Genomic DNA, 24,669 nt, shown 5'->3' with positions numbered 1-24,669 from the left:
ACAAAAAAACCGCTATATATCAAGCGTTACAGCGGTTTTTCGAGTGATTATCGTTACACAATTCGGGAATGCAGGCTTTAACTCATCATTATTTCAATAAAGAATCGTTCGTTTATCAAATAACCATGGGCTTTACTGTTGTCCCAGCCGTTTTAGACATGCTTGCCAACGCACCCAAAGTTGTCGCTTCTCAACCAGTCGTTGCCAGTCTGCTGCAGCTCTATCATAGCTATGTTCCCTTTGCCGCTTTAGGCCTAGGGTGGGTGTTGCCAACTCTGATCGGCTTTACTTGCGGAGTGATCTACGTAAAAGCTGTCCCACGAGTAGTATTGGATTCAAAATAAGAAGGGCTTTTGTGAAGCCGGACATAGATATACCTGCTGTAAAGCGATTTATTTATATGAAAATTCTATACTTTCTTTAAGAGTTAAAAATAAGGACTATGACAAGTTGTCATAGTCCTTATTTTTTTGAGGGCTTTTCCCTTACGAATAAATCGAAAAGAACATTAGCAAGGCCCCTAGCATTACAAATAAATGCCAAACCACATGCATGAAGCGTTTGTTTTTCATACTATAAAAGACTGAACCCACCGTATAGGCCACACCACCGCCAACTAGTAGCAACAAGCCCTTTAGGCCAACATTTTGATACAAACTAGGTAAGGCGATCACGACCCCCCAGCCCATCACATTATAGAGAATCGTTGAAAGCTTCGAGACCGATTTTACTTTGCTCAGAGTCAAACTCTTGTAGACGATCCCCACGATCGCCGCCAGCCAAATGATACTTAATAGCACGATCCCGATTGTCCCTTTAATATACAACAGACAATACGGCGTATAAGTTCCTGCGATCAATAAGTAGATCGAACAATGATCGAAGACTTGAAATACTTTTTTCGCCTTCGTAAAGATCAAACTGTGGTACAAGGTTGATGCTAAAAACAGCAGCAACAGCGAGATCCCATAAATCGTGAAGGAAACATAATCCAGCCCTGTCTCGGCCTTTCTTAACAGAAAAACAAACCCAACAATACTCAACACCACACCCACTCCATGGGTCACCGCATTCAACACTTCATTTGTGATCTGATACTTTCGGCTAAATTTCATTTCCATTACCTGTCACCTCGTACTCATTTATTAAAGATAATATATCACGGTTAACAAGATAATTCAATCTAGTTTTAAAAACTATTTGTTAAATTATCCTAAAAGAATCCCCTCTTCAACCAAACGATAGCCAAAGATCAATTCCTCGTTAAGGTAAATATCCGCCTCTTTTGACTCATTCAAGACCTTAATGAATTGATTCAAGGTCAAACGCGTGTTAGCTTGTTGCTTCAAAACGATCCTATCCGTTTCGACTTGGATCACTAGTTGGTTGGTTTCCTTTTCTCCCTTACGGACGAAAACATAGGCATAAGTCGATAACTTTTTCAGCTCACCCGCAGCATCTACTTGAATCGCCGTCAATAAATCCTTTGCTTTCACAGTTTCCCCTCCTGCATCTAAAATTCTCTTTCTATTATACCCACCTCAAAGAAAAAAAAGTCAAAAAAAGGAATCCTAGCCCAACGATTTAGGCTAAGACTCCCAGTTTTTATTTCTACCAATTACTCAACAATCAAAATGAAGCAAACGATTCGCAACCCAAACTTTTTCACCGGCTGTCTTCCCCTTTGGTTCGGGCTATGATTCTTTAGTTTCCTATCAGTAAGCCGCCAAATCAAAAGTAAGAGAAACCCTTTTTTAAAATAGTGAAAAATACCCTTCGTTGTGACTTTTTTCTACTAGCTCCGATCTAAGCTTTTAGCCAGTTGATTGCCTAGTGACTGAACGATTTGGACTAAAACGATCAGTAAAAGAATCGTCGTGTACATCACCGCGGGTTCATTTCGCAAAAAACCATATTGATAGGCGATGCTGCCGAGGCCGCCAGCCCCCACCAGTCCTGCCATCGCCGTGGCACCAATCAGACCGATCATTGCAATCGTCAAACCGCGAATGATCCCGCCTCGCGCCTCTCTTAGCAACACACTGCGGATAATATGAAACTGACTGATTCCCATTGCTTGATACGCTTCGATCACGCCACCGTCAACTTCCAGTAACGATGTCTCCACCAACCGAGCGAGATACGGCGCCGTATAAATAATCAGAGGCAGCAACACCCCTTGCACCCCGATCGTGGTTCCTACAATCAACTTCGTCAAGGGTAAAATCAAAAACAATAAAATAATAAATGGCAAGGATCGCAAAACATTAATGACACTGTTCAGTACCGAATACAGCGCTAAATTACTGTTCAAGCCGCCAGGGCGCGCGATCACTAACAACACTCCTAAAGGAATCCCAATCACGATTGACAAACCTAGCGCGACACAGACCATCACTAGTGTCTGCCCCAGCCCTTCCACTACAACCGAACCCCACTGGCTCCAAAATTCACTCATTGGACACCCTCACTTTCTCTTTCTTTCATCAGTAGACCTCTTTAATCAAGACTCCCTGACTCTTGATATAGTCTTTTGCGGCCAGAAAATCCGCTTCTTCACCGCCAGAAAACTGGACTAATAATTGTCCGTGACGTTTCTCTTTCAAATAACCGATCGTACCGCTTAAAATATTCGGTGACAACGCAAAATCCTTAGCGACCCGCGATAAGACTGGTTCCGTCGCATCATCACCGATAAATTGCAGTTGAACCAATCGACCAGTGCCCTTATACGCCGTTAAAACATCTTCTGGGACACCGTAGCTGTCATTTGCCCCAATGAATCGCTTGGTGGTTTCTTCTTTAGGTCGGGTAAACAGATCGATCACAGGTCCGGTTTCCACGATGCGCCCTTCTTCCATCACTGCTACTCGATCACAAATTTTCTGAACCACCTCGATCTCATGAGTGATCAAAAAAATCGTAATCCCTAACTCTTGATTAATTTTCATCAGCAAACGTAAAATCGATTCCGTCGTTTCCGGATCAAGAGCACTCGTCGCCTCATCAGACAGTAAGATCTCAGGCTCGTGAGCCAACGCCCGCGCGATAGCCACCCGCTGTCTTTGCCCACCCGATAGCTGAGCGGGATAATTATCCTTACGGTCTGTTAATCCCACGAGGGCCAAATACTTCGCCACTCTCTCAGCAATCACGTCTTTGGCCACGCCTTCAAGCTTCAATGGCTTCGCAATATTTTCATAGACCGTCGCCGTTGATAATAAATTATAACCTTGGAAAATCATCCCGATCTTCCTTCTAGTTAACAATAATTCCTTTTTGTTAAGTTCCCGCAAATTCTGATCATTAATCAAAATATCTCCACTCGTTGGCGGCTCTAAAAAATTAATCATCCGGATCAAGGTGGATTTTCCCGCCCCAGAATAACCTACTACGCCGAAGATCTCTCCCGCTTCAATTTTTAGACTAACCTCCTTGACCGCCTCGATCTGGCGTTTTTTCTGCTGATAAACTTTGGAGACATTTCTAAGCTCGATCATGTGGATCCTCCTTCTTTTTCACTAAAATGCCGGAACGACCGAACCTTTGAATTTTTTCTCAATAAATTTCTTTGTTTCAGCCGAATGATAATACTTTTCAATTTCTTTAATAACTTTGTCGTCCTTATTCTTCGTCCGTACCGCAAACACATTGTAGTTTGGATTATTCTCTAATGGTTCATGATAGATCGCGTCGTCATTGATTGTCAGCCCCGCCCCAAAAGCAAAGTTTGTATTGATCGTAGCGGCTGCTAATTCCCCTAGTTGTGAAGGAATTTGAGAAGCCTCCAATTCAACAATTTCAATTTTTTTAGGATTCTCAGCAATATCATTTTTGGTCGCTTTCACATTTACGCCAGCTTTCAATTTCAACACACCGGCTTTTTCCAAAAGCTTCAACGCTCGAAACTCATTGGTTGGGTCATTGGGTACACCCACTTTGTCTCCTAATTGAAGTTTACTTAAATCAGAAATCTTTTTAGAGTAAACCCCTAATGGGAAAGCTACTGTTTTAAAAGCAGAACTGATTTGATAGTCTTTATCCTTCACTTGTTGCTTTAAGAAAGAGAGTGTTTGGTAGCTATTACCATCTAAATCACCGTCATTTAACGCGGTGTTAGGTGTATTATAATCATCAAAACTTTTTACGGTTAACTCTATTCCATCCTTTTTTGCTTGCTTGGCAACTTCTTCCATGATTTCCTGATGGGGACCCGAAGTCACTCCGATCGTCACTTTCTTCTGATCTAACTGTTTGGCCTCTCCTTTACTGCCACAACCTGCCAATAAGCCACTCACCGCAAACAACGCCACACTCAATACAATCCCTTTACTCAATTTCTTCATTCGTCATTCCTCCATTTTTTCATTTGAATCTCAATTTGCTAACAACTCACTAACGTATGTAGTATGCAGAAGGTCACACGATTGAGCTCAGCCTAGGAACATAACTTCTAAAAAAAATTTAGACCTACCTTCATCGAGCTACGATTACGCTAAGCCGCAAGACTACTCAATAATTGAAAACAAAATTTCATTTCAACTTTTGTGAATAGTAAAAACAAAAAAAGCTCGTCCTTTTCCGCACATTTTGTGCTGGAAAAGGACGAGCTTGCTCGCGTTACCACCTTCATTTGCAATAGTCTCGCGACTATCACCTTAACAAGTACTAGTATACTTGAGCGTTGTTAACGAGCGCTACCCCGTCACCGTCTACTTATCGACGCTGCCATTCAGAGACCATTTTCTAAATTCTTCCACATATCCGCTCTCACCTACCCGGATTCTCTTTGATGCTTTGTCATTTATACTTTTCTCTTCATCACGTTTTTGTTTTGCAAATTGATAAAACGTATCTTACATCTCAAAATGAAAACTGTCAATATTTTTTATCAGCAAAAACACAGTTGACTTTCATTTATTTTAAGCATAAACTAGTTGAAATTTAATTTTAGGAGCTGATCATTATGGATATCACTACCGAAGTCCGACCTGGCGCGAATCGCTACGTCAGTGGAAGCAACATTTTACAAAGCTTACCTAGCTATTTATCCGATTTTAAAGAGATCGCCATCGTTACTGGAGAAAAATCTTCAGAGGCCTTTAGAAGGTTTTACCATAAAGAGCTCCCTTATCCAACGTATTCCTATGACGGCAGTTCGAGTCATGAAAACGCCGTAGAAATCGCGGAAAAAATTCAACAGTCGGACTTGATTCTGGCGATCGGTGCTGGACGCGTGATTGATACCGCAAAAATGGTTGCCGAAGAGCTGAACGCTGAGCTGATAGTGATTCCAACATTGATTTCCAACTGCGCACCTTTCACACCAATCGTTGCCGTTTACCACCCAAATCAAACCTTTAAAGCCATCGGCTACATGAAACGCGCGCCGTTTTTGACATTAGTGGACTGGAACTTTCTACTAGCCACTCCAAAAGAATATTTTGTGGCCGGTATTGGCGATACGCTAGCAAAATGGTACGAAATCGAGGGCATCACGAGAAATTTAACAGAAGATGAGAAGTCCGCCTACGTTCGGCTAGGAATTGCTAGTGCAAAGGCCATTCAAGCGCTTTTGCTTACCGATGCAATCCCCGCCATTCAGGACCTGGAAAATCGTCAAGCCACCCCTGCCTTTAGTCGTGTGACCGATGCAATCATTGGTTTAGCTGGTGAAACCGGCGGCTTTGCAGCTGGTTTTGGCCGTTCAGCCGGAGCTCACGCCATTCATGACGGCCTATCCTATCTTGAAAACACGCACGAACAGCTCCACGGTAAAAAAGTTGCCTATGGTATCTTAGTCCAATTAGCTCATACGAATAATTTAGCAGAAATCGAAAATCTAAAACCCTTTTATCAAGCGACCGGCCTCCCTTTAAAGCTAGCAGAATTAAACGTTTTTGATCGATCAGAAGAAGCCCTGACACCCGTTGTCAACCATGCTGCATCTTTGAATGAAACCTTTAATATGGTCGATCCCACAATTACATCTAAAAAAATCTACCAAGCAATTCAAACAGTCGAATCTTTATAAAGTTTACTTTAATCCAATGAGGTATACCTCATTGGATTTTTCTTTTATTCAAGTAAACCTCCTTTCAATAGTCATAATAACTGCTAGATAGTGCTTGAATTCTAGCACGCTTCTCCCTAATACGGTATACTTTAATATGTTTTTTACAGTTTACTTTTTATATGATCAAAATTTTCTATTCTAACATTTAAAAAGTACACTTTAATTCCAAGAATTCCCCCTTAGATCCGGCTAACCTTAAAGAACGCAAAAAGAAGTAAACCTTTATTAAATAGAGTTTACTTCTTTTTGTTTTTTGTAGTTTACTTTATTTCTATTTTATAAAAAGTTTACTCTAAACGATTGTAATACCGTTTACCTCAAATTTAAAGAGTTTACTTTTTAAATAATTATAGGGTTTACCTTATAGATCTATTATTCATTATGCTCATTTAAATGTTTACTTTAAACCCTACTTAATTGAGTAAACTTCAATTACATAAGTTTACTTTTATGTTTTTAAGAGTTGACCTTTTAATTTAATTAGGTTTACTTGATTAATTTAAAAGTTTACTTTTTATATGATATAATACTGTAATAAAAGCATTTAAACATTTATATAGTTTACCTAAATGAAATTCAAGTAAACTTTATCATATAATAGAGTCTACTTTATTTCATCTAAGAGTACACTTTATTAATTAAAGTCTTACTCTTTTAATAATATTTGCGGTAAACTTTTTAAAAAAGTGTCTTTGATCAGTCAATTTGAAGTTTACTTATACTATAAAATTAGAGTAAACTTTTATTATACAATTTTTGAGGCGTACTTCAATTTAGTTTGTCATTGTGGTTTACCTTATTAAAACAATTGTAGTAAACTTTATTGCTCTTTCAACCGTTTTATAGTAAACTTTAAACGAGAACTAATGATTGGAGAATCTTTATGCCAAAAAGAGCTGAAACGTATGTAGTAGGAAATTTTAAGGGCGGTGTTGGTAAATCAACAACGGTTCAAATGCTTTCTTTTGAGAGTGCCTTTCGCAAGAAGCGCAAAACCTTAGTCATCGATTTGGACCCGCAAGGAAATACAAGTGATGTATTATCTCTAACCGCAGAAAATTTTGGAAATGACACCTTGCCAGAGGAATTTGACGCGACTATTTGGGAAGCAGTCCGCTCAGGAGACATTCAGTCTTCGATTTATCAAATCATTCCTAATTTGGATCTGATTCCTGCAAATATTTCATTTTCAGATTTTCCAGATTATATGATTGAAAAATATCCTGGCGATAAATTAATGCAATTTAAATATATAGAAGCGTTGATTGAACCCTTAAAGAGTATCTATGATGTCATCTATATCGACGTTCCGCCGACGATCAGCACGTATTCAAATGCGGCCATGTACGTAGCAGAATATGTTATTGTGATTCTACAAACGCAGGTGAAATCACTAAAAGGCGCACAGAACTACATTGATTACATGAATTTCTTCATTGAACAATACGAAACCGACCTAGAAGTCGTCGGCATCGTTCCTTTTATGATGCAAAAACGTGATTCGGTAGACCAAGAGATTTATACCGCAGCAAAGGACATCTATGGGGCACACCTTTTAGACACCGTTGTCTTAAGTCAAAGCCGATTGAAACGCTATGATGGCTCTGGAATTACTTATGAAATCAACAAAAATGGCAAAGTGGAACAGTGGGATAAGCGTGCACATGAAGTTTTCGTCAATATTTTAGATGAAATTGACGAACATCGTCTGATATTAAGCGGAGAAGAGTAGGGGAGACGTTAAATGGCGAAAAAAATGAAACTAGATTCGCTTTTAACGGCGAACAAGAAGAATAAGGGCATTGAAAAAATGTCCGAATATTCCAATCAAGACAAAGAGGAGAAGAAGCCAACCTCTCAGGATTTGTTAGCAAACCGAACCTTGAGTCAGGAAACTGACTTTCGACGCGCTGCTGCCCATGAGGAAACGCGGCACTTCAGTGAACGTCATCCTTCGCAAGAAAATTCCGCTTCCTCTTCCGAAAATGAAGCAGGGAAGAGGGGTAGAAAGCGCCAATACTACGATCCTCGTTTAAAAGCGTTAGAAATGCAAAAAATCTCAGCGCGAACTAAAATTCGTATGCAAAATTTGATCAATGCTAAGTTTGACGGCTATACTCCTGATAAGATGATTGATTATCTTTACGATTATTATTTAGAAAAGGGCTTGTCGAGAGACGACCGAAACTTCCTAAATCAGCTAGAAGAAGCCTCTATGGAGGAGTATAAAGGCAAACCGAAATACCAAAAACTATTCAAAGAATTAGAAAATGATGAGAATTAGAACTAAAAAAAGTAAACCTCAATGTCGATTATATCCTACATTGGGGTTTACTTTTTTTTATGTTATCTTATATTTCAGTTTACCTTTATTAACCTTAATTTTCTTTAAAAAGTTTACTTTTGCAGGAAAGCGAGTCCAATTTCTCTTCTGTGGATAACTAATAGAGGCCTTATCGAGCATACTCTTTATCCACAGCTTCGATAGAAGAGGACGAATGTTTCGTTAAGTTGGAGTTTACCAAAACAGATTTTGTATCCTTTAATAAAGTAAACCTTATTCGTTTTTATTTCAATATTTCGGTAAACCACAATTGCTTTTGCAAACAAATAAAAAGTTTACTCTAAAAAAAGATGCTCAGGAATCGCTTTACAATAGGGTTTCAATCTATTATTCTAGACATGTAGAAAAAAAAGCGAAAAAAAGAGTTTAAAGATTTGGCGATCTTTAAACTCAAAGGTTTGAGCTAATTTTGGCGAATTAGCATGTCACATACAAATAAATCTTTAAAGGGTTAGAAAAATTGGTGTTTGCCTAACCTTTATTAAGTGTACCATATTTGGGACATTTTCTCAATTAGTTAATGTGACAGTAAGCATTCCTTTAAAAACTTTCGTTAATAAATATGAAAGACTAAATAAGGAGGTTTTTGTCATGTCCACAAATTTACCAAACATCATGACCGCAACGAACTTACCCAACGGAAATTATATCCCAATTGATTTGAATTTAATCAATAATCCCCGCTATGAACAACTTTCTATTGAAGCAATGATGCTGCATGCGTTATATACCATGCGTATGACTTGCAGTATTTACAATTCTCAAAAAGAAGGGAATTGGCTGGATGAAGCTGGACTGCCGTACATTTATTTTTCTAACGAAGAGGCAGCTGAATTGCTACGCGTATCACAAAGAAAAATCACCAATTTGAAAACTAACTTGACGAACGCTGGGTTGATTCAAGTTCTTCGTCATGGCTTGAAGAACTATCGAATTTATGTGGCGAATCCTTTGGCACCTGAAAAGGGCATTTTGCCGAAACTGGCCTTTAAAAACTATACAACCACTAAATCTTTAGTTCCTGTGGAAAATAAAGCGGACGAGAGCGAAAAGTTATCCACTGTGGATAGAGAAGCAGAATCTGCGGCTACGAACAAGCAAAATTTGCTTACAAGTACACAAAAACACCTAGTAAAACCAATAACAAATGCAACAAATGTAACGGTCCCAGCCTCGACATCGACCCTTTCTCAAGATCAAACGTTGATCCAGGCCCTAAGTGCTCGTTATGCTCATTTAATTCCGGAACAAGCGTTTCAACGGTTCCTGCCTTTTTGTGAAGGCAAGTATCAAAAAGCACGCTGGTTTGTTGACACCATTTTTAAAGCCAAATTCGCAAGCACGAAACAATTTATTCAAGCCGGGTTACCGGCGGAGTCCGATGTGTTAACGTTTGAGCATAATGACTACTTCCGTGGAGAGCTAGCGGATGCGATAGCCAAAGCGATTGAACAAATGTATCGTTACAAAACCGTCAAAAATCCTGAAGCTTTCTTCTTTGCCTTTATGAGAGGATTCTTCACGGAAAAAACGAGACAGTATTTAGTAGACCATTACCAGCTAACACCAGAGCTAAAGCAAACCCTTTCAGGCGTACAAATGCTGATTCAACAGAAAAAAACGCAAAAAGTCGCTAAAAAGGCCTCCTAAGAAGCAAAACCTTTGTTATAATGTAGCGGAGTCTAACAGAGAAAGGTTAATTTTATGAATAAGTTTAAACTAACGTTTTTTGGCTACAGTGGTGCTTTAGGCTTTGCTGTCGGAGCGATTGTAGCCTTGTTTATGGGATTGTCGGAATTAGGCCATCAGCTTTTATGGCAGTTATTGCCGCAAGCTGTTGGCAATCCGCGGATTTATCCTTTGATTGTCTGCACGATCGGAGGCGTAGCGATTGGATTCTTTGTAAAAATATTTGGTCGTTATCCCCGAACCTTGCAGGAATCAATGAAAGAGTATCAAAAAACGCAACGGATCGATTATCATGATGGGAAGCTGGTCAAGAACTTACTGGGGGCCTTGATCGTCTTGCTTTTTGGAGCCAGTTTAGGGCCGGAGGCGGCGTTAGTCGCGATTATTGGCGGCTTAGTTACCTATGTGGCGGATCGCCGCAAGATTGGGGAGGCGCAGCGGGCAGACTTGGTAGAGTTTGGCGTTGGGACGTCTCTAGGAGTCATTTTTATGACACCACTGTTTGGAGTTGGTCGTTCCCTTGAAGGGGATGATTGGCAGATAGTGACGGAAAGCAAGATCAAGAAATATGTCTTGTATATCTTCGCGACGTTTACGGGCTTTATTGGCTATTTGTTAGTTTACAATATTTTTCCAAATCAAGAGCAAGTCTTTGCAATTCGCAGAATGGAGAGCAGTTTTACTTGGCAGGGATTATTACTAGTGATCCCACTCATTTTGCTAGGGGCGCTTTTTGGAAAATTCTTTTTAGTTTTACAGGAACAAAGTGATAAATTGAACCAACGGATTGCGAATCCGTTGCCGTTAGCGATTGCTGCGGGGATTATTTTAGGTGTACTAGGCATTATTTCACCGTATTTCCTTTTTTCCGGGGAACATAATTTATTGTCCTTTACTCGCCAAGCAGAAACGATGAATTTCTTTTGGCTATTAGTGATTGGTTTTGGAAAAGTTGGGATTACGATGCTTTGCTTAGCCTGTAATTGGCGGGGTGGAACCATCTTTCCAATGATTTTTTCCAGTATTGCCGTAGGTTTAGCCTTTGCGAACCTCTTGCCTTATTCTCCAGGCCTTTTGGTTGCTGTATTTACAGCGAGTGCCTGTGCAGTTATCATGAAAAAACCGTTTGCTACGGCGTGTCTGTTTTTATTGCTGTTTCCAGTGGAATTATTCTTATGGATTTGGTTGGCAGGCTACTTAGGAAATTTATTTTTACAACGGGTCCCGTTTTTCCAAGAGGAACAAACAATCAAGTCCTTCAAATTTCCTGAATTGCCGAAGCGTCCAATAAAAACGAATGTTCAAACGGAGGAAAAATCGTCTGCCACTGAAGTAGCGGAGTTGAGAAGGGCTGCGGAGCGTAAAAAAGCCGCTAAACTTGATACTCAGCCAAGAGTGGAAGCACCGAAAAAAGAACTTTTGACTCGCGAAATAAAAGGCCTACGAACGACAGAAAGAAAGATCAAGACGTCTTCAAATCCGTCTGCAGCTGAGCAGCCACGGACTCGAATGAACCGTCATCGTCGAAAATAAAAAATAGAAGCAGCGATCAATTGATCGCTGCTTCTATTTTTTTGCAAGGTGGGATTTTTTTTTTACAGCGTTGACCAAAGTTCTGCCGACTGCTACTCTTGTTAGTAGAAGGCTAGAACTTCAAAATAGAAAGGAACGTGTGACAATGTTAAACGAAGAAAAGATTCGTGGGTATTTGGAAAAAGAAAAACTGGATGCTTTTTTTATTGCTAAAAGAGTGAATGTTCGTTTTACGAGCGGTTGGACTGGAGACGACTCATTTATTTTGCTCACACAAGAGGGTCAATATTTTTTAACAGACCCACGTTATACGGAACAAGCCGATATCGAAGTTCCCGATTATGAAATCATCAACTGGCGGTTGCCGGGGAAAACCGTTGGGGACACGGTGGCGCGCTTGGTTGCTGAAAAAAATATAAAAACAATCGCTTTTGAAGCGGATTATTTAACTTACGATATGTATTCTGACTTTACGACGAAAACGAAGGCCGAATTTGTCCAAGCGGGTGGTGTGATTGATCGTATGCGGGCGATTAAATCTCCACAGGAAATCCAATACATGCGCAATGCTTGTGAAATTTCTTGTCGTGCATTAAACCGTCTGCTGCCTGAGATTCGAGTGGGAATGACCGAAAAAGATTTAGCCGCGAAGCTTTCAATGTACATGGTCCAAGAAGGTGCGGATACACAACCCTACGGTAATATTTTGATTTCTGGCGCCAATACCTCGCTATTACATGGAATTCCTTCGAAAAAGGCCATTGAATATGGCGATTTTGTGTTGATGGATTTCGGTTGTCAGTATGAAGGGTACATGTCTGATATGACACGGACGGTCGTTGTCGGCAAGGCGTCAGAGAAACAGCGGGAAGTATACGAATTTGAAAAACAAAGTTTAGAAGCTTCAATGGCTGTAATGAAAAATGGTGCTGCGGTAAAAGATATTTATCAAGCTTCGTTGAAACCGCTGGAAGGCACGGAATACCCGCAATATACGTACCGCAATATCGGCCACAGCATCGGCTTATTTGTTCATGAATTACCCTATATCGATGAACAATACGAGGATGTGTTAGAGACTGGCATGGTGATGACCATCGAACCTGGTATTTACATTCCGGATTGGGGCGGTGTACGAATTGAGGACCAAGTTTTGATCACTGATGAAGGCTATGAAAATATGATCAGTATTTCTCATGATTTGATTGAATTATAAGTAGTAGATACGCTATACTATTGACGACGACAGCAAAAAAAGCTGTCGTCGTTTTTGCGAACTGGACTTTTCGCAGAATAAAGAAGTTGTAGACGATTTTAGGGGATTAATCAGAATAGTGTAAGAACGATTTAGTCTGATTGTCTGCGTGACGAGACATAGTACAATTTTTGTGTTTTTCAAAAAATGATTTCTTTAATTGTGATAGCTGTCAGTTGCGCTTGTTGCCGTTTATGGCTGGGATCTATCTATGAATTGAGTAAATCGCTAGTTGGAATTGTTTCGCGCAATAATAGGCGTATGAAAAATATTTTCGTAGTATTAAGGAACGGCAAGTTGGATTTTTAATAGAATTAAAAACCGATAGACAGGATTCGTCTTTTTCTCCGAATGTACATAAGGTTCAGTCAGAAAAGGGCATTTATTTTCATTTAGAGAGGGGGAGGCCGATGAAAGAGCAGGAAGCATTTGATTTTGTTTATGATATAGGCGAGACATTATTAAAAAATGGGGCGGAGATCAAGCGGATCGAGACGACGATTCGCCATATTGCCGAAGCGTTGGAATTGAAAGAATTTGACAGTTTTGTTTTGATTAATGGGATCTTTATGACTGCACGGTTAAAAGATCAAACGGTGCAAGCGCGAGTGCGAGACATTCCCATTTCGCCCATCAATTTGGGGCGGATTGAACAGATCAATACGTTATCTAGACGGCTAACAGAAAAACGGCTGAGTCCAGAAGATGCTCGTGAGTGGCTGCAAGACATCAAAAGTGAGTCTTTTGCTTCAAATCCATTGAAAATTTTTGCGTACGCGTTTGGTAGTGCTAGTTTTTGCTTTATTTTTGGTGGCAGTTTGTGGGATACCATTGGGGCATTGTTCTTAGGGGTTTTGTTGGCCTGTTTTTCGATGTATTTACTGCCAAAATTCAATATGTCAGACATCATTTCAACCATTACCAGCAGTGGGTTTGTCAGTATCTTGGCTTGTTTATTCGTCCATTTTATTCCGGCTTTACAATTAACTAGCTTGATAACTGGCGGGATCATTTCCCTTTTACCGGGTGTGGCGATCGTCAATGGGATTCGCTATTTATTTGATGGAGATTATAGCTCTGGCTGGGGTCAGATGATCAATGCACTGATCACGGCTTTGTGTGTGTCGGTAGGTGTGGGACTCGTCTTGCAAATTTTTAATACGCTGTAAAAAAGGAGAAGGTAAGGTCGATGATCAATTTATTCTTTCAAATTTTGGCGGGTTTTTTAGGGACGATTTCTTTTGCGGTCCTATTCGAAGTCCCGCGTCGCTACTATGTTCATTGCGGAGCAATCGGTGCTTGCGGCTGGTTCATCTATCTATTGATCATGCGCTTTTGGGTGGCACCGGTGGGAGCAACTTTTATCGCTTCATTGGTCTTAATCTACCTTTCCCGCGAGGCCTCCTTTGCCTTGAAGGCACCGGTGACAATTTTTTTAATTTGCGGGATCTTTTGTTTAGTCCCAGGGATGGGCATCTATAACTTTACTTACAATTTTTTCATCGGGGACTCCCTCAAAGCGGCACAAATAGGTGTGCAAGTGTTGAAAATTGCGATCGCGATCGCAGTTGGGATTACTGCAGGCTATGAATTATCCCCCAAATTTTTTTATTCCTATCATAAAATGAAACGCAGCTAATTTCAGCTACGTAAACAAGAAGAGAAGGCAAACTGTTGCACAACAGTTTGCCTTCTCTTTTTGTTTTAGCGGTTTAATAGGAATTTTTTTTGTGAATAAGGTGTTATTGATGATTCCAACTTTTTAATAAAAAAATAAATTAATGAGAAATAGATAATGTAAAGATTATAATAGAGATAGGGAATATTTGTTGCTATGCTTGAGAAAATAATAGTCAGATAGCACGTGACGCGAAAAAAGTTTTAAGAAATGTTTAAACCTCGCGGAAATTATAGTAGAATAATGGGAGCGGATACGAATTTTGAAAAATGATTTTTTTGCAATTAATCCTTGAAATATACATGGTTTTATGGTTATTTTAAAACTAGTATTAGGTGAATAGCTGCACATTTTTCTATCATGAATATTTATCTGTTACATAGCAGATAGATTTCCGCGAACGATGATTATTGACAGCTGAGTGAAATGTCGAGCTGTTTTTAATAATGCCTACGGGCGAATACCATTTAAAGGAGTGAAAGATTTTGAAAGAAAGTCGCGTTGAAAGAGTAATTGAAAAAATGAATGAACAAGGTTATGGCCAACTGTTAGTATCAGATCCAACAACTATTTTCTATCTAACAGGTCGCTGGATTCATCCTGGTGAACGGTTGTTAGTATTAGTAATTACTCCTGAAAACAAAAACACATTGATCGTCAACAAATTATTCCCAATCGAAGAAGATTTGGGCGTGGAAAAAGTATTTATTGATGATACCGACGACGCTGTGAAAAAAGTTTTAGAGTATGTTGATACGGACAAAAAAATCGGTATCGATAAAAACTGGCCAGCGCATTTCTTATTGCACTTGTTAGAACTTGTGCCAAATGCCCAATTAGGCAATGGTTCAGAAATTACTGACGCTGTACGTGCAATCAAAGATGAAGAAGAAAAACAATTGATGCGCGACGCCCAAGCAGATAACGAAATTGCTATCGATCGCTTGAAAAAATTACTGCCACAAGAATTGACTGAAGCAGAAATGGCAGACAAATTAGGTGAGATTTATAAAGAGCTAGGCAACACTGGCTTCTCATTTGATCCAATCGTCGGCTATGGTGCCAATGCAGCGGATCCTCACCATGAAACGGATGATTCAAAAGTTAAAGCCGGCGATTCGATTATTTTAGACATCGGCGGAATCAAAAATTCCTATGCTTCAGATATGACTCGGACATTCTTCTATAAAGAAGTCTCTGATAAAAGCCGTGAAGTCTATGAAGTCGTCAAGGAAGCTGCGCAACGTGCAATCGACCTTGTAAAACCAGGCGTAAAATTCTCTGAACTTGATGCAGCGGCTCGTGATTACATCACAGAAAAAGGCTACGGCGAATACTTTACGCACCGTCTAGGCCATTTCATCGGTATCGATTGCCATGAAACGGGTGATGTTTCCGGCGCTAACGACAATGTGGCGGAAGTCGGCAATGTCTTTTCAATCGAACCAGGAATTTATATTCCAGGCGAAGTCGGTGTGCGGATTGAAGATTTGGTGATTGTGACCGAAGACGGTTGCGAAAACTTGAATCATTATTCGAAAGATTTAGAAATAATCGGTTAGGAGGCCGCGCAACGTATGAAAATCGAAGAAGGCTATATGCCCTATTTAGGGCATCAGACTTACTATCGGATTGTCGGCGAACAAGCTGGCAATAAGAAACCATTGATTGTCATGCATGGCGGACCTGGATCAACCCACAATTATTTTGAAGTACTTGATGAAATGGCGGTCGATGGCCGTCAGATCATCATGTATGATCAATTAGGTTGCGGGAAATCCGCGGTGCCATCTCAGCCAGATCTTTGGACAAAAGAAACATGGGTCAATGAATTAATCGCTTTGAGAGAACATTTAGGTTTGGATGAAGTTCATTTATTGGGTCAATCTTGGGGCGGCATGTTAGAGATTATCTATGTTTGTGATTATGCTCCTAAAGGCGTGAAAAGTATGGTGCTTTCAAGTACATTGCCATCTGCGAAACTTTGGGCTCAAGAACAGCATCGAATGATCAAATTCATGTCTGAAGAAGACCAAGCGGCGATTGCGAAAGCGGAAGAAACGGGTGTTTATGATGATCCGGCCTATCTTGCGGCAAACGATCGTTACATGGTTCGTCATGCAGCTCCGGTCTTTACCAAAGAAGATCCAGAACCTTTGTGGCGAAAGAAAGTTCCGGGAACCGAAAGCTATGTAGTGGCTTGGGGTCCGAATGAGTATTCACCGGAAGGGACATTACAGGACTATGATTACACTGAAAAATTACGTGATGTGACGATCCCAACACTGGTAACCAGCGGAACCAATGATTTATGTACACCGCTCGTTGCAAAAACAATGTATGACGCGATTCCAGAAGCAAAATGGGAGCTGTTTGCCTACAGCCGACACATGCCATTTGTTGAAGAACGAGAAAAATACATGAAGCTGTTGACGGAATGGTTAGCAGCAAACGATTAAACTAGTTGAAGAAAGAAGGAATGATAGTGGAAACAACTCCAGTAAAAAATAAAAAGCCTTTTGGGTTTTATGTCTGTGCCATGGGCTTCACATTTGAACGGATGGCATTTTATACTGCCAAATATATGTTGGCGATTTGGATTGCTACTCGAGCAACCGCATCAACTGGCGGGTTAGGAATGACGACAGCACAAGGCGCAATGATTTCAGCTTATTTTGTAGCAGCAACCTACATCACGCCGACATTCGGCGGAATTATTGCTGATTATTGGATAAGCCCACGGATTTGTGTACCAGTGGGAATGCTGATGATGGGTGCCGGTTATTCCTTAGCTTTTTGGGCAAATTCCATGAGCATGGTAATAGTGATGACTGTTCTAGTGGCTCTTGGAACAGGATTATTTAAAGGAAATCTATCAGGGGTGAATGGGTTGCTTTTTGATGACGAGAAAGAGCTAAACGAAGCCTTCTCCATTCAATATTCATTCGTAAATATCGGATCATTCATCGGGACTACGTTCTTGGTATTGTTAATTCCTAAATTTGGCTTTAATTTTGTATTCTTGATTTGCGGTCTTTTATTAATCCTTGACGCGATTTGGTTTGTTGCAAACGGTCGCTCTTTGGGGGATGCAGGGAAGAAACCATTTAAAGTTGACCAACGTAAATTCGAATCTGCCGGTAAAAAAGCAGCAGACGAAGATACGAAATTGACTTCAGGTGATAAAAAACGGATGTTTGCGATTTTCTTAGTAACGATGTTCTCTGTAATATTCTGGATGGTTTGGTATATGGCATACATGCCAGCATATTACTACTTTGGTTATGGCGATGGTGCGGGATTCTTGGAACGTGCTAATTGGCTAGTCGGTAGTTTTAAAGTTCCAACGTCTTATTTCGACTCAATGAACGCTTTGACTTGTATCATCTTAGGTCCGATTTTAGGACGTTTATGGACAAAATTAGCTGCCCGTCCTAAGGGTGATATGAGTATGTTCAAGAAAACAGCGCTAGGTATGATGTTAGTAGGCGTTTCTTACCTTGCGATGGTATTAGGTGATATGGTTGGTAAAGGACATGCAAGTATCTTGTGGTTAGTTCTTGTTAGCTTATTGATGTCAGTCGGTGAAATGGTCTTCTCTCCATTAGGGAACTCCTTTATTTCGAAATTGGCACCAGCTAAATTCATGGGGATGCTGTTAGGGTTCTGGACGATCGCAGTGTTCTTCTCACAATTGATTTATCCGATTATCTACGCTTATTTGGAAACAAGTGATCCTGCTCGTTTCCAAATGGGATATGGCTTGTTAGGAGCAATTGTTATTGCACTAGGATTAGTCTTATGGATCGGCAGTAAAACATTGGATAAATTAGAAACAGCTGAATAATGTCAATTTACGCAAGCTCTGCCCTTCAGTGGGTAGAGCTTTTTTTGTAGTTTGACTCAAGGAGGAAACGTTTTTAAGCAGTGGAAAAAGAAGACTAACGTTGGCCCTTGTAAAACCGAGTAAAAAGAAAGGATATGTGCACAAGTATACATATGAAAAAGAAACATAATAATTAAATTAACGATAGATTTTGTTTATAGAATAGCTGTGTAATTGATAATAGCTCTCAATTAAATAACGAAAATGGAAAGCTTTAGAATATGTGAAATAACAACTTTTATTTTTGGATGCAAGCTCTTTTTTAACGCATAATTATTTTTAGTGTTCAACAAATCGCTTAATTTGCAACGAATGTAATCGCTTTTTGTAAACGCAAAGAATTCCATTAATTTTTAATTAGAGAATGCAAAAAAATATACTTTTCTTAAAATTGTTCTTCAGAAAATATCAAAAAGATCAGGAAACAACCTTTTATCGTGAGTACGAGTGTGCTATTATTTATTTGAACTACGGGTGGCTGATTTGCTCAAGTTCGAACAAATGTAAAAGTTAGGAGGTGAAATAATTTGACACAAATTCTTATACCATTAAAACAACATGTTGGGGCTCCTTGTAAGGGAATCGTCAAAGCTGGGGACCACGTAGATCGCGGACAACTAATTGCTGAACCCAATGGGTTGGGTGCAAACATTCATGCGAGTTTTTCTGGAAATGTCGTTGATGTAAATGGTGAAAATATTGTTTTAGTGATTGATGAAGAACAAGATTTTTCAACGTATGTACCGATTCCTGAAGTGGAATCACACGCAAAAGCAATTGAATCTGCTGGAATCGTCGGTGCTGGTGGTGCGGGCTTTCCAACTTTTTTGAAGCTTGCCTGTGAAATTCCTGAAGGTCTTTTTATTGCCAACGGTGCAGAATGTGAAGCGTTGTTAATCCATAATGTCAAGCAAATGAATGAACACATTGATCAACTGATCCGTGGAATGAAATACTGCATGGAAATGACGAAAGCGCCAAAAGGTGTGATCGCAGTCAAAGGCAAACATCGCTTATTGGTGGCACGTCTACTGAAGGCTGTTTCTGAAGATGCAACCTTAGATGTTTATCAATTGCCGGATATTTATCCAGCCGGTGATGAGCGCATGATCGTTCGTGAAGTTATGGACATTGTTTTAGAACCTGGCCAACTTCCAACTGAAGTCGGAGCGGTCATTGATAATGTTGAAACAATCAAACGTATCGCGGAAGCAATCGAGGATCGTAAGCCTTTTATTGATAAAGATGTCACTGTTTCTGGACGTGTGAAACAAAAAGAAACAGTCTTTGTAGATGTTCCAATCGGTACACCAGTCAAGACGCTGATCAACAATGTCGGCGGCTATGTCGAACCTCATGGTGAGATCGTCATTGGTGGACCAATGACGGGAAGAAGCGGCGATGAAATGACACCAATTACCAAAACAAGTGGTGGTGTGCTCGTTGCAATGCCGTTCCCACAAGAAAGTCGGAAAGTCGGTCTTTTAATCTGTGAATGCGGAGGCTCCGCTGAACGGATGACTGAAATCGCGAACAATATGGGCGCTGAAGTTGTCGCTGCAGAACGCTGCAAGCGAATGGTAGAAGTAAATGGAAGATATAGGTGTGCCTTACCAGGTATATGCCCAGGTCAAGCTGCGACTGTTATGTCCTTGAAAAAACAAGGCGCGGAAGTAGTAATGACCGGGTCCTGTTCCGATTGAACAAACACCGTCATGGGTGTAGCTCCTAGGTTAGGAGTTCCGGTTTATCATCATACAGATCATGTACTGCGGGCTGATGGGCACAGACTATATCGTAAATTACCTACAAATTAAGAAAAACAATTTAGGAGGAATTAACGAATGTCTATTACAGCAGAAACTGCTAAAGAACATGCCAAAGATCCTGCAGTATTATGTTGCCGTGCAGAAGCGGGCAAAGTAATCGCAGCAGATGATTTAGAAGATCCAGCGATCTTTCCAGATTTAGAGGATTCAGGCTTACTAGAATTAGCCGAAGATACTCTAACAATCGAACAAGTACTTGGTACTACTTTAAAAGAAACAACAGATGCACTGATTCCATTAACAAGAGAATTATTAGATGGTGTTTCTGAGGACACTAAAGAGGAAGCTCCAGCGGCTCCTGCTGAAGACGCAGCTCCGGCTGCGCCAATGGCTCCAGTACCACCGGTTGCGCCAGTTGCATCAGTGGGCGGACAAACAATTAGAATCCATATCGCTGAAGGACGCGGCATTGATTTAGAAGTACCAATGTCTGTTGCCGGCCAAATGGGTGTCGCTCCAGTAGCAGCACCGCCAGCACCATCAGTTGAAGGAGCCCTTGCTCCAACACCTGAAGCAGCAACTCCAGAAGCAAAAGTAGAAGAAAAGGTCGTTCGTTCTGTTCGCCGTGACCATATTAAGATCGAAAAAGTCATCTTCGGCGACGAAACAAAGATCGACGGTACAACTTTAGTTCTACGCAAAATGGAAGACATGTGCGAAGAAGCAGCGGAACTAGAAGAGCTAGTTGAAAGTGTTACTTTTGAAATCATTACACCTGACAAATACAACGAATATAGTGAAACGATCATGGACGTACAGCCAATCGCTGCTAAAGTTGATGGTGCCGATATCGGCCATGGCGTTACCCGTGTCTTAGACGGCGTTGTCATGGTTCTTACAGGTACTGATGCCAATGGTGTACAAATCGGAGAATTCGGTTCATCTGAAGGTGAATTAGACCGTAACATCATGTGGGGACGTCCTGGTGCACCAGATAAAGGCGAAATCTTCATTAAGACACAAGTAACCATCAAAGAAGGCGCGAATATGGAACGTCCTGGACCATTAGCCGCTCATAAAGCATCTGACCACATTACTCAAGAAATTCGTGAAGCTGTTAAAAAAGCAGACGAATCCTTGGTCGTGGAACATGATGAAATCGTACAAACACGCCGGATTGGTAACAAACGTGTGGTCATCGTTAAAGAGATCATGGGTCAAGGTGCGATGCACGATAACTTGATCATGCCAATCGAACCAGTTGGGACATTAGGCGCGAAACCAAACGTTGACCTTGGTAACTTACCAATTATGTTGGCACCAACGGAAGTATTAGATGGTGGGATCCACGCGTTAACTTGTATTGGACCAGCATCAAAAGAAACTTCTCGTCACTACTGGAGAGAACCATTAGTACGTGAAGCAATGGAAGACGAAGAAATTGATTTAGTCGGTGTTCTGTTTGTAGGTTCTCCGCAAGCGAATACAGAAAAATACTATGTTTCAAAACGTTTAGGTATGACGATCGAAGCAATGGATGTTGACGGTGCAATCGTTACAACCGAAGGATTTGGGAATAACCATATCGACTTTGCTTCACATATCGAAGAAATCGGCAAACGTGGTATCAAAGTTGTCGGCGACTCTTATTCAGCTGTCCAAGGTGCGTTAGTTGTCGGAAACCCTGAAATGATCGCGATGGTTGACAACAACAAATCAATGCAAGGGATCGAAAACGAAATCTTGTCAAATAACACACTATGTAAAGAAGACGCAATTCGTGATCTAGCAATGTTGAAGACATTAATGGGCGGCGGCACAATCAAAGCTGCTGAACGTAAATGGAATCCAAATGTAAAAGCGAACAACATTGAAATCATCGAAAAAACGACTGGGAAGAAAGTTGAGTTAGTTAATAACGAACAAATCTTGCCAAAGAGTAAAAAACGTCAAGAAATTTACGAAGTAGAATAAGGTGAAGTAATGGATGGAATGAATAAACTCAAATATATTTCGACGGAACAAATGTTTGAAGGGATCATTGTTGAACTTCATGATGCCAGCGTGACGATCGATTTAAAGGGTCGTTTAGGCCAGCTTAAAATTCCTCGTCGAATGATCATTTCTGAGTATGATTTAGAAATCGGTCAAGAAGTTGGGTTTTTAATGACTTATCCAGAAGTCTTGGCAGAAGAGCCGGATGAACATTACAAAACGGCTATTTATGAACATGAACGTCGTCGAGCCGAGGCCAGAAAAAAACGTGAAGAAACAAGAGAGGAGAATTAACACATGGGCTTAACAGTCTTTGAAGGGTTACAGTCAGAAATTTTTGTGCCGATTACGCCAAAATCTGTCTTTACCCCTGTAAAAAAAGAACTTAAAGAAATGCGTGTGGCATTAGCAACAGCTGCCGGCGTACACTTAAAAACAGATAAACGGTTTAACTTAGCAGGTGATACTTCATACCGTGAAGTACCAGATACTGCAACCACAGATGAATTGATGGTTTCACACGGTGGATATGATAACGCTGATGCCAACCGTGACATCAATGCAATGTTCCCAATCGACCGTTTACATGAATTAGCAGCAGAAGGATTTATCAAAGAATCTGCACCTGTTCACTACGCCTTCATGGGTGGCGGTGGGGACCAAGACGCATTCCACGATGTGACTGGTCCTGAAATCGCTCAAAAATTAGTCGAAGAAGAAGTTGACGCAGTCATCTTAACCGCTGGCTGAGGAACCTGTCATAGAACTGCCGTGATCGTGCAGAGAGCTATTGAGGAAGCAGGGATTCCTACTATTTTAATCGCCGCGTTACCACCAGTTGTACGCCAAAACGGGACTCCACGTGCCGTTGCACCACGTGTACCGATGGGTGCCAATGCCGGTGAACCACACAACATTGAAATGCAGACAGGTATCATGAAAGATACACTGGAAGCACTAGTATCAATCGAAACGCCAGGGAAAATTGTTCCATTACCTTATGAATACATTGCCCACGTCTAAAGTCAAGAGGTCGAGCTAATAAGTGCCTAGCGTCGAGAAATAAGACGGAAATTTCTAAAATAATTGTTCTACTTTTTGTAAATTTTCGGCTTGTTTCTGAGGACGCTACTTATTAATCGCCGTTTACGTTGAAAGCAGGTGTGAATCATGCGAGGCGAAACGTTAAAGATCAAAGTTTTCCATATGGATGAGGTTACGATCGGTAACGACTTCCGGATGGAACCGACTCGCTTGCAAATCAAGCAAGACTTTGATTGCGAGGACGCCGCTATTCAGAAGCTGACGATTCGATTGCTCCAACCACATCAGCATAATGTTGAGACCAACACCATCATGGATATCATCCCGATATCCACGAAGGTGCTGGGTGTGTTGGGTTCTGGGATCACGCATACACTTACCGGTGTTTCCGTTGTAATGACGGGAGCAATCGAAGAAGGAGAACAAATGCATGAATTTGGTTCTTCTGAAGGCGTATTGCGTGATCATTTAGTATTGAATCGAGCAGGGACGCCTAACGCAGAGGATTACATCATTTTGATTGATCTTTTAGCGAAAAAGGGGACCCCTTTTAATCGTGAGCTTTGTCTTAAAATGTTTGCGATCGTGGATGAATTTATGCAAGAAATTCGCGAACGAATGAAAATGCTGGAAGGCAGATTTGCCTGTGAGACCCATGTTTATGAAGAAAAAACAAATCCAGGGAAGCCAAAGGTCGCGTTAGTCAAACAAGTGGCTGGCCAAGGAGCAATGTACGACATGCTGCTCTTTCCCAATGAACCCAGCGGTTTCAAAGGTGGGAATTCTATTATCGACATGAATAATATGCCGGTCTTTTTGTCAGCCAATGAGTATCGTGATGGTGCAATTCGTTCCATGGTCTAAGGTAAATAAGGGATAGGTGGTGGCGTTATGGGAATTGGCCCATCGACAAAAGAAACATCCCTGCATCATTTCCAAGACCCGTTAGTGGATCTTTTAGGAAAGGACCCTGATATTGATTTTCAAGGAGTCGTAGTTGTTGGAACACCGCAAAGCAATGCAATGAAGTACTTAGTCGGGCAGCGAACGGCTGCATGGTTGGAAGGTATGCGCACTAATGGTGTGATCGCTTCAACCGATGGCTGGGGCAATTCAGATGTGGACTTTGCGAATACCTTGGAAGAAATCGGTCGGCGAGATATCAGCGTGATTGGTCTTAAGTTCATTGGTACACAAGCGAAATTTGTGGTGGAAAATGACTTTACGAAGCATGTCTTAGATTTTAATAAATCAGAAGTAGGTATCGAAACCGAGGTCGTTGGTGAAAATACGATCAATCAGCGGGATGCAGTAAAAGCGCTTGCGTCAATCAAATTAAAAATGCGAAAAGACAATCAGCAAATCAGATAAGCTATCGGTGTCTTGATAGATACGGATGC

General features: G+C 40.8%; 24 protein-coding genes and 1 other annotated feature. Of the genes, 19 read left to right on the top strand and 5 right to left on the bottom strand.

Annotated elements, in window-relative coordinates; genetic code table 11:
* Nucleotides 1-68 precede the first annotated feature (68 nt).
* Entirely contained in the window at nucleotides 69-344 is a 276-nt protein-coding gene (locus FFM67_RS09725; protein ID WP_137614370.1) for a branched-chain amino acid transport system II carrier protein, read from the top strand.
* A gap of 141 nt (nucleotides 345-485) precedes the next feature.
* Here the strand turns inward: FFM67_RS09725 and trhA are convergent, their stop codons facing one another.
* The 5 genes from trhA to FFM67_RS09700 all read right to left on the bottom strand — a co-directional run bounded on the left by trhA (nucleotide 486) and on the right by FFM67_RS09700 (nucleotide 4,346).
* Complete coding sequence (gene trhA / locus FFM67_RS09720; RefSeq protein ID WP_137614369.1) at nucleotides 486-1,121, bottom strand: PAQR family membrane homeostasis protein TrhA; 636 nt, start codon at nucleotides 1,119-1,121, stop codon at nucleotides 486-488.
* Between the two features lie 87 nt (nucleotides 1,122-1,208).
* The gene (locus tag FFM67_RS09715) at nucleotides 1,209-1,496 is read right to left on the bottom strand and encodes a hypothetical protein (RefSeq protein WP_137614368.1); all 288 of its coding nucleotides are present in this window, start codon (nucleotides 1,494-1,496) and stop codon (nucleotides 1,209-1,211) included.
* A 299-nt stretch (nucleotides 1,497-1,795) separates the two neighbouring features.
* Nucleotides 1,796-2,458 carry a methionine ABC transporter permease gene (locus FFM67_RS09710; protein ID WP_137614367.1) on the bottom strand — a complete coding sequence of 221 codons (663 nt, stop codon included), beginning with the start codon at nucleotides 2,456-2,458 and terminating at the stop codon, nucleotides 1,796-1,798.
* A gap of 28 nt (nucleotides 2,459-2,486) precedes the next feature.
* Nucleotides 2,487-3,500, bottom strand: a complete 1,014-nt coding sequence (locus FFM67_RS09705) for a methionine ABC transporter ATP-binding protein (protein ID WP_137614366.1) — start codon at nucleotides 3,498-3,500, stop codon at nucleotides 2,487-2,489.
* Nucleotides 3,501-3,521: 21 nt separating this feature from the next.
* Nucleotides 3,522-4,346: a MetQ/NlpA family ABC transporter substrate-binding protein gene (locus FFM67_RS09700; RefSeq protein ID WP_137614365.1), complete on the bottom strand. Its 825-nt coding sequence runs from the start codon at nucleotides 4,344-4,346 to the stop codon at nucleotides 3,522-3,524.
* A gap of 252 nt (nucleotides 4,347-4,598) precedes the next feature.
* Nucleotides 4,599-4,831 (bottom strand) — a binding site (T-box leader).
* A 135-nt stretch (nucleotides 4,832-4,966) separates the two neighbouring features.
* Here FFM67_RS09700 and FFM67_RS09695 point away from each other — a divergent pair.
* The 18 genes from FFM67_RS09695 to FFM67_RS09615 all read left to right on the top strand — a co-directional run bounded on the left by FFM67_RS09695 (nucleotide 4,967) and on the right by FFM67_RS09615 (nucleotide 24,640).
* Entirely contained in the window at nucleotides 4,967-6,034 is a 1,068-nt protein-coding gene (locus tag FFM67_RS09695; RefSeq protein WP_137614364.1) for an iron-containing alcohol dehydrogenase family protein, read from the top strand.
* Between the two features lie 925 nt (nucleotides 6,035-6,959).
* Nucleotides 6,960-7,808 (top strand): ParA family protein, encoded by an 849-nt coding sequence (locus FFM67_RS09690; protein WP_137614363.1) that lies wholly within the window; start codon nucleotides 6,960-6,962, stop codon nucleotides 7,806-7,808.
* A 12-nt stretch (nucleotides 7,809-7,820) separates the two neighbouring features.
* A complete protein-coding gene (locus FFM67_RS09685; RefSeq protein ID WP_137614362.1) occupies nucleotides 7,821-8,360 on the top strand; it encodes a hypothetical protein in 540 nt (179 codons plus the stop codon).
* Between the two features lie 651 nt (nucleotides 8,361-9,011).
* Complete coding sequence (locus FFM67_RS09680) at nucleotides 9,012-10,070, top strand: replication initiator protein A (RefSeq protein WP_137614361.1); 1,059 nt, start codon at nucleotides 9,012-9,014, stop codon at nucleotides 10,068-10,070.
* Nucleotides 10,071-10,124: 54 nt separating this feature from the next.
* Nucleotides 10,125-11,642, top strand: a complete 1,518-nt coding sequence (locus tag FFM67_RS09675) for a chloride channel protein (protein WP_137614360.1) — start codon at nucleotides 10,125-10,127, stop codon at nucleotides 11,640-11,642.
* 145 nt (nucleotides 11,643-11,787) lie between these two features.
* Nucleotides 11,788-12,858 (top strand): M24 family metallopeptidase, encoded by a 1,071-nt coding sequence (locus tag FFM67_RS09670; protein ID WP_137614359.1) that lies wholly within the window; start codon nucleotides 11,788-11,790, stop codon nucleotides 12,856-12,858.
* 449 nt (nucleotides 12,859-13,307) lie between these two features.
* Nucleotides 13,308-14,066, top strand: coding sequence for a threonine/serine exporter family protein (locus tag FFM67_RS09665; RefSeq protein WP_137614358.1), 759 nt, complete (start codon nucleotides 13,308-13,310; stop codon nucleotides 14,064-14,066).
* Nucleotides 14,067-14,086: 20 nt separating this feature from the next.
* Nucleotides 14,087-14,536: a threonine/serine exporter family protein gene (locus FFM67_RS09660; RefSeq protein WP_137614357.1), complete on the top strand. Its 450-nt coding sequence runs from the start codon at nucleotides 14,087-14,089 to the stop codon at nucleotides 14,534-14,536.
* 524 nt (nucleotides 14,537-15,060) lie between these two features.
* On the top strand, nucleotides 15,061-16,137 hold the full coding sequence (locus FFM67_RS09655; RefSeq protein WP_137614356.1) for a M24 family metallopeptidase: 1,077 nt from the start codon (nucleotides 15,061-15,063) through the stop codon (nucleotides 16,135-16,137).
* Between the two features lie 15 nt (nucleotides 16,138-16,152).
* Nucleotides 16,153-17,034, top strand: a complete 882-nt coding sequence (pepI, locus tag FFM67_RS09650) for a proline iminopeptidase (protein WP_137614355.1) — start codon at nucleotides 16,153-16,155, stop codon at nucleotides 17,032-17,034.
* Nucleotides 17,035-17,060: 26 nt separating this feature from the next.
* Nucleotides 17,061-18,422 (top strand): peptide MFS transporter, encoded by a 1,362-nt coding sequence (locus FFM67_RS09645; protein ID WP_137614354.1) that lies wholly within the window; start codon nucleotides 17,061-17,063, stop codon nucleotides 18,420-18,422.
* A gap of 566 nt (nucleotides 18,423-18,988) precedes the next feature.
* A complete protein-coding gene (prdC, locus tag FFM67_RS09640) occupies nucleotides 18,989-20,278 on the top strand; it encodes a proline reductase-associated electron transfer protein PrdC (RefSeq protein ID WP_174784475.1) in 1,290 nt (429 codons plus the stop codon).
* A gap of 27 nt (nucleotides 20,279-20,305) precedes the next feature.
* A complete protein-coding gene (gene prdA / locus FFM67_RS09635; RefSeq protein WP_137614352.1) occupies nucleotides 20,306-22,204 on the top strand; it encodes a D-proline reductase (dithiol) proprotein PrdA in 1,899 nt (632 codons plus the stop codon).
* Between the two features lie 9 nt (nucleotides 22,205-22,213).
* Nucleotides 22,214-22,519 carry a CBO2463/CBO2479 domain-containing protein gene (locus FFM67_RS09630; RefSeq protein WP_137614351.1) on the top strand — a complete coding sequence of 102 codons (306 nt, stop codon included), beginning with the start codon at nucleotides 22,214-22,216 and terminating at the stop codon, nucleotides 22,517-22,519.
* A 3-nt stretch (nucleotides 22,520-22,522) separates the two neighbouring features.
* Entirely contained in the window at nucleotides 22,523-22,975 is a 453-nt protein-coding gene (locus FFM67_RS12630; RefSeq protein WP_218022200.1) for a glycine/sarcosine/betaine reductase selenoprotein B family protein, read from the top strand.
* A gap of 27 nt (nucleotides 22,976-23,002) precedes the next feature.
* On the top strand, nucleotides 23,003-23,248 hold the full coding sequence (locus tag FFM67_RS12625) for a hypothetical protein (RefSeq protein ID WP_196805502.1): 246 nt from the start codon (nucleotides 23,003-23,005) through the stop codon (nucleotides 23,246-23,248).
* A gap of 147 nt (nucleotides 23,249-23,395) precedes the next feature.
* Nucleotides 23,396-24,133 carry a proline reductase cluster protein PrdD gene (gene prdD, locus FFM67_RS09620; protein ID WP_137614349.1) on the top strand — a complete coding sequence of 246 codons (738 nt, stop codon included), beginning with the start codon at nucleotides 23,396-23,398 and terminating at the stop codon, nucleotides 24,131-24,133.
* 27 nt (nucleotides 24,134-24,160) lie between these two features.
* Entirely contained in the window at nucleotides 24,161-24,640 is a 480-nt protein-coding gene (locus tag FFM67_RS09615; protein WP_137614348.1) for a glycine/sarcosine/betaine reductase component B subunit, read from the top strand.
* Nucleotides 24,641-24,669 lie beyond the last annotated feature (29 nt).

Origin of the sequence: Enterococcus viikkiensis (genome assembly GCF_005405345.1) — a bacterium.
Lineage (GTDB): Bacteria > Bacillota > Bacilli > Lactobacillales > Enterococcaceae > Enterococcus_A > Enterococcus_A viikkiensis.
The sequence above is the reverse complement of the archived record's forward strand: the minus strand, read 5'-3'. Positions and strand labels throughout refer to the sequence as shown.